General features: G+C 72.3%; 5 protein-coding genes. All 5 read right to left on the reverse strand.

All coding sequences use genetic code 11. The features are described from left to right. On the reverse strand, positions 1-852 hold an 852-nt coding region (locus tag PROKR_RS33360; protein WP_245605656.1), incomplete at its 3' end, for a helix-turn-helix domain-containing protein. A 408-nt stretch (positions 853-1,260) separates the two neighbouring features. Further along, positions 1,261-2,604 (reverse strand): M18 family aminopeptidase, encoded by a 1,344-nt coding sequence (locus PROKR_RS01070; RefSeq protein WP_084800185.1) that lies wholly within the window; start codon positions 2,602-2,604, stop codon positions 1,261-1,263. A 96-nt stretch (positions 2,605-2,700) separates the two neighbouring features. Then, a complete protein-coding gene (locus PROKR_RS01075) occupies positions 2,701-4,488 on the reverse strand; it encodes a hypothetical protein (RefSeq protein ID WP_036958963.1) in 1,788 nt (595 codons plus the stop codon). Continuing rightward, positions 4,485-5,078, reverse strand: coding sequence for a sigma-70 family RNA polymerase sigma factor (locus PROKR_RS01080; protein WP_036958964.1), 594 nt, complete (start codon positions 5,076-5,078; stop codon positions 4,485-4,487). Before PROKR_RS01080 ends, PROKR_RS01075 begins: the two co-directional genes overlap by 4 nt. A 159-nt stretch (positions 5,079-5,237) precedes the next feature. Beyond that, the coding region (locus PROKR_RS01085) for a hypothetical protein (protein ID WP_169736279.1) at positions 5,238-6,228 on the reverse strand (991 nt) is incomplete at its 5' end.

Here is a 6,228-nt window from a genome sequence, read left to right on the forward strand (position 1 = left end):
GGCGCGCGCCGCGTCGGTCCGCCCGGCGTCGAACGCGAACCAGCCGGCCTGCGTGGCGGTGTCCGCGGCGACGGCCGCGAGCAGCCGGCCCGTGACCTCGTCGTACGTGCTGCGCTCCAGGATCCGGACCACCAGGGCGAGGTGGGCGCGGGCCAGGTCGGCCACCGCCCCGCTGCCCGAGCCCTTGTCCATGACCCGGAGCTCGTCGAGCGTGCCCTGCAGGTGCCCGCAGAGCTCGAGCGACACCCGGGTGCCGACAGTGGCACGGCGCAGCGGCTCCGCCTGCTCCGTGTCCCAGCGCTGGATCATCGAGTTGAGCGCGACGCCCGACGCCGGACGCGGCGTGTCGGTCCCGGCCGCGTCGGCCATCGCGGTGGCCGACACAGGACCGTTGGCGTCCGCGGGCAGCCAGTCCGCCGTGTTGTCGGCGACGTGCGCCAGGCGGAGCGCGGTGAGCATCCGGTCCGCCGTCCACGGCAGCGTGGGGTCGGGCGCGGTGGGCGTCACGGTCACGGGTGCGCTCGCGGTCTGGCCGGAAGACGCGGCCCGAGCGGGCGCGGCGGCGTCGGGCAGCGGGCTGATCCCGGGCAGCGGGAGGCGCACCAGGTCCGGCGGCGTGCCCAGCCCCGTGAGGAACTGGACGACGCGCGAGACGTCGGTCAGGCGGCGGTCTCCGCACTCCAGCATCGAAAGGTAGGACTGGCTCAGCCCGGTCAGGGCTGCCACGTCCTCCTGCCGAAGCGGGACGAGTTGCCGCACCATGCGGCTGACCTGACCGAAGTCCCAGTCGGCCAGCGCCGAGCGGACGGCTTCGTCCTGCCAGACCCGAGAGGGGACGCTGGGCAGCGACACCACCGGGACTGACTCGGTGCGCCGGCATGCGGCGCAACGCGCTTCGGAGTTGTAGCGGCTGAGGACACAGCCGCATCGAGCACAGGTGCGTACGGTTGCACGAGGCACAGGGGGCTCCTGAGGGTCCGGCATTTCTCTTTTGCCGAGTTCACGGCTCTGGATGACCACAGTGGTATCACCCCCACGAGGTCCATGCATCCGGACGGTACTAGGTATTTTTCTCCAGACCAGCAGACAAGCAGGATCGGACGTTTTCGCAGGTCAGGCCGATTCTTTCTTGGACAAACGTCCAACTCATGTCCGCATTGTGTCAAATGTATACCCGGACAGAACCAACGGAAACATGCAAAAGCGCAGGTCGCCCCGATCAACCGTCCTTAGCGCCTCGTTCCGGGACGATTCGGCTTTTCACCCGCCGAGGACGGCGCTCATGGCGCGCGAGAGGTACCAGGGATCGACCACGGCGGTGAGCTCACGGGCCGAGTGCATCGACAAAATTGGCACTCCGACATCGACAGTGCGAATGCCCAGACGCGTGGCCGAGATCGGCCCGATCGTCGACCCGCACGGCACGACGTTGCTCGAGACGAACTCCTGGGTGGGCACCCCGGCGTCCCGGCACGCGGCGTTCCACGCGGCCGCTCCGTGCGCGTCCGTGGCGTAGCGCTGGTTGGCGTTGATCTTGAGGATCGGGCCGCCGCCGGCGACGGGGTGGTTGGCCGGGTCGTGCCGCTCGGCGTAGTTCGGGTGCACCGCGTGCCCGACGTCGGACGACACGTGCAGGGACGCCGCGAACGCGCGCGAGCGCTCCTCCGCCGTGGCGCCGAGCGCGGTCGAGATCCGGACCAGCACCTCCTCCAGGAACGGGCCGGCGGCGCCGGAGCGCGAGGCACTGCCGATCTCCTCGTGGTCGAACGCCGCGAACATCTCGACGCCGGTCGAGCCCTCGCTGGAGGCCCGCCCGAGCAGCGCCGTCAGGCCCGCGTGCGTCGAGAGCAGGTTGTCGAGCCGGGCGGAGGCGAACAGCGCCTGGCCGGCGCCGAACGCGCGGGCGGGCTGCGTCTCGGCCAGCACCACGTCGTAGCCGCCGATGTCCGCGGGGTCGACGCCGGCGTCCGCCGCGAGCGCCGCCAGGACGTCCGCGCTCTGCGCGTCACCCAGGCCCCAGACGGGCTGGGTGTGGCGCTGCTTGTCCAGGGCGAGCCCGTTGTCGTTGACGCCGCGGTCCAGGTGGATGGCGAGCTGCGGGATGCGCAGCATGGGCCCGGTGCGCACCAGGTGCTCGGTGCCGTCGTGCGTGACGATCCGCCCGGCGAGCTCCAGCTCGCGGTCGAGCCAGGAGTTGAGCAGCGGCCCGCCGTAGACCTCGACGCCGACCTGCCACCAGCCGCCGGCGCCGTGCGTGGTCGGCTTGGGCTTGAGCTTGAAGCCGGTGGAGTCGGTGTGGGCGCCCACGATGGTGAACGGCGTCGTGGGGCCGGCGGTTTCGGGCACGGTGAAGGCGATGACCGAGCCGTCGCGGACCACGACGTAGCGGCCGCCCGGGGTGACGCCCCAGGCGGCGTCCTCGGCGAGGAGCGTGAAGCCTGCCGCCTGCGCGCGCCGCGCCACCTCGGCCGCCGCGTGGTAGGACGACGGCGACGCGGCCACGAAGGTGCCGAGGTCGGCTGCGTGCTCGCGGGCTGCGTCCGGGATCACGGAGGGCTGGACGGGGTCGACGGACCGGGCGGGAGATGTCTGGGCAGTCACCAGGCCATTATGTCGCCCTGCTGATCGGGCCCTGCCGCAGGCCGGGCTCGTCGAGAGAGGTCTCGACGAGCCCGACCGGCGATGCGATCTGATCGCGAGCTACTGGCGGGGGAACGCTCCGGTGCCCCCGTAACCGCTCCAGGTGCCGTCCTCGCTGATGCTCAGGGACATTCCCTGGTACCCGTACATCGTGTTGGCACGCTGGGCGGCCGCCTCCTCGGCTGTCAGCAGGCCCGCGTCCACGACCTCCTGCCAGGCCTCGTCGGAGTCGGCGTACTCCTCCAGCGCGACGCGCGGCCACACCACGGGTTGCGGCTCTCCATCGTCCGTCTGACCGGTGAGGAGCGCGCCGGTGGTACCGCTCAGCAGCGCAGCCAGCGTCCGGTACGGCAACGCAGCCGTCTCGGGAAGGGCGAAGGTGTCCTCCGGAGCCTCCAAGGGGAGCATCAGCTCGGCACCGGATGCCGTCGCCAGCTCGATCAGGTCTCCGGAGTCGCAGGCGAGAGCCGCGTCCAGGATGGCGTCCGCAGTGTCCGTCGCGGCGTCGCTCGGCGAGCCCAGCGGGTCGTCGGCGACGTCGAGCCCGCTCGCCGAGCAGTCTCCGGCCGGATCCAGGTCATCGGCGCTGCCCGACGACGCGAGCACCACCGAGAACCAGGCCACACCGTCGGGCACGGTCTGCCCGAACGGCACCTGGAGGTCGACCGCACCGCCGCTGATGCCGGGAGCGCCGAAGGGCAGCACGCTCTCCGTACCGTCGCAGACGACCTCACCGGACCTGAACGCCTGGCCGGTCGACTCCTCAACCACCTCGAACGGCACGGTGTCTGTCGGGTCGGTGCTCTCGCACCGAGCGGTGGCGGCAACTGCGGGTGCCGGCAGATGGCGCCGGTGCGTCATGCTCGCCGTGACCCACTCGGTGGAGCGGTCCAGCTCGAACCGCGAGATCTCACCGGGAAGCGGCTCCGGAGACTCGATCGTCGACTCTCCGCCCCTGGTCCCGACGGGGCTGTGCGCGCCGGCGGCGTCGATGTGGACCGAGACCGGCTCGCTCACCACCGTGGCCAGCTCGCCGGAGCCGTCCGGCAGGGAGCCGTCGTGCGGGAAGCCGACCACCCGCACGTCGTAGTCGCCCTCGGGCAGACGCGCCTCGTAGACCGGATCGGCGCCGGTCCTGGTCGGAGCGCAGGTCGAAGCCTCGGCGCCGTGCGCCTCGAGGTAGGCCGCCGGGTCGGAGCTGATCAGCGGCACGGGGTCCGGCCGGCCCGGATCGGCGAACACGTCAGGCCCGAAATCCACCACCTTGCCGTCCTGGCTCCACACCAGGGCCAGAGAGGAGCCGAGCGCGCCCGGCCCCGGCCCCTCCTCGATCGCCGCCGCCATTCGCCACGACGTCGAAGGCTTGTCCCCGAGATCCGTCGTCCGGGCGTAGATGTCACCGGCGGGCGCCACCGACCAGCCAGGCGCCGTCGTCTCCAGATCGGCCACCGGCATGCCGCACGTCAGGTCGCTCCAGTCCAGCCAGGGCGGCTGGTACCCGTCCTTGACCTTGAAGTCCGGCGCGTCCGCCTTCACCGGCGAGGACGTCGGCGTGGACGAGGACGTCCCCGGCAGCAGCTCGGACTGGTCCGGGGCAGCGGGTGCGAGCTGCCCCGCCCCGAGCACCAGCGCGCCTACCAGGGCGAGAGCGCCGCCGCCGAGCCCGCCGACCTTCGCCGTCCGACGCCGGCGCACCCGCTTGCTCATCATCGGCATCACCGCGGCAGGGCCCGTGGGGGACGCCGGGTCCACCCCGCCCGCCATCGCTCCGAGAGTCTGCGCCAGGAAGTCGGTCCCCGCAGGGTCCACCCAGCCGTGGTCCTGGTCCCTACCGTCGTGCTGGTTCATCGCCGTTCCCCTTCCGTCGCCGCTTCCACCGGTTCGAGCACGTCGCGCAGCGTGCGCATGGCGTCGTGCAGATAGCGCTTGACCGTGCCCGGTGCGGTGCCCATCGCTTCCGCGACCTGCGCGATCGTCATGTCCTCGAAGTAGCGCAGCACCACGCTCGCGCGCTGCCGGGGCGTGAGCCGGGTCAGCGCGTGCACGACGTCCGCCCGGGCCGTGACGCCCGAGTCGGGGAACCGCACGTCCTCCACGGCGACGCGCGGGGCGATGTCCGCCCATTTGCGGCTCCGCCGCCAGCCGTCGAGGTACAGGTTCAGCACCATGCGGCGCACGTACGCCTCGGGGTGTTGCGGCGCCCGTGCGGGTTCCTCGCCGTCTGCGCCGTCCCCGCCGTCCAGGGGTACCGCCCGCATGCCCGACGCCGCCCGGCGTCGTCGTCCGCCCCGCCCGACCAGGCGCGAGCAGTACTTGACCAGTGCCTCCTGCACCAGGTCCTCGGCCTGCCGCACGTCGCCGCACAGCGTGTAGGCGTATCCGACGAGCGCGCCGCCCCGCTGGGTGGCGAGCAGCTCCAGGTCTTCGTGCCAGCCCATTCCGGCTCCTTCCTGCCGTCCTGACCGTGTCGACGAACCAGGCCGCCAGGAGGTTGTGGGCCGATTCTGCGGGACGGTGGGGCGGGTCGGCCCGGAAACGGGTCGAACCTGCCGAGACCCAAGGGTCTCGACAGGCTCGATCTGTGTGGTTCTACGGGGTCAGCCCACCACGGAGGCGGGGACCAGGCGCGCATAGGCGAGCACGACGCCGTCCGGCACGTCGGTCAGCTCGATGCCGACCGGCTCGCCCGGGACGTCCGGAGACTGGTAGCCCCAGGTGCCGTCCGTGCGGTCGTGGCCGTCGCACCGGATCTCACCGGTGACGTCGCCCCACCTGCCGGACAGCGCATAGGAGATGCTGTCCCCCGGATCGGACGACGTGCACCGTGCCTGGACCACGTACCCCTCGCCCTCGGTGAGCTCGTCCTCCGGCCAGACAGCGCGGTAGGTGTCGTGGCGCTCCCAGACACCGGTGCGGTCCACCACCACGCTGCCGAACCCGCGGTCCGGGAGCAGCGTCTGGTCGGGATCGCCCGGCACCTCGAACGGCACCGGCGCCTCCTGGCCGCCGGCCGCCCACCGGGGCTCGCCGTCCTCCATGGTCACCGGCAGCGGGTCGCCCGCCACCAGGGTGTCCGTCGAGTACTCGACGGACATCGGATAGACCGTGTACTCGCCGTCCGGCAGCCACGGCTCGGCGCCGTCAGAGGCGCACGACGAGGTGCGGTCCTCCTGCGCCGTCGGGCCGCCGTCCTCGTGGGTGAGGTACATCGGGTACTCCTCCCAGCCGCCCAGGTCCACGACGGTTCCGTCCTCGTCCACCCAGACCAGGGTCGGTGAGTTCAGGTCGTTCTCCGAGGCGTCGGCTCCCTCGGCGTCGGCCGCCCGCAGCGGCAGCGAGTCATGGGTCGACCACTCGCCCTCGTGGTACACCGACTCCGTGGTCAGGTCGCCGGTGGCCGCCAGCACGACGTCGCTGCCGAAGCTCAGGTCGGCCAGGTTCGCGCCGCAGCGCAGCGGCGTGCCGGTCAGCAGGTCCGGCTGCGGGACGTCGCGCTGAGCGACGCCCGACACCGCCTGCGGATCGTAGGTGGGCAGCGGTGCCGCCAGGCCCGGCGTCGCGAGCTGCGTGGCGCCCAGCACGAGCGCC

Source organism: Promicromonospora kroppenstedtii DSM 19349 (assembly GCF_000515355.1).
GTDB classification, from domain to species: domain Bacteria; phylum Actinomycetota; class Actinomycetes; order Actinomycetales; family Cellulomonadaceae; genus Promicromonospora; species Promicromonospora kroppenstedtii.

What these genes read in the sequence shown, in the direction of transcription:
- PROKR_RS01075 (WP_036958963.1), bottom strand. Translation starts at nt 4,488, where the DNA reads ATGAACCAGCACGACGGTAGGGACCAGGACCACGGCTGGGTGGACCCT.
- PROKR_RS01080 (WP_036958964.1), bottom strand. Translation starts at nt 5,078, where the DNA reads ATGGGCTGGCACGAAGACCTGGAGCTGCTCGCCACCCAGCGGGGCGGC.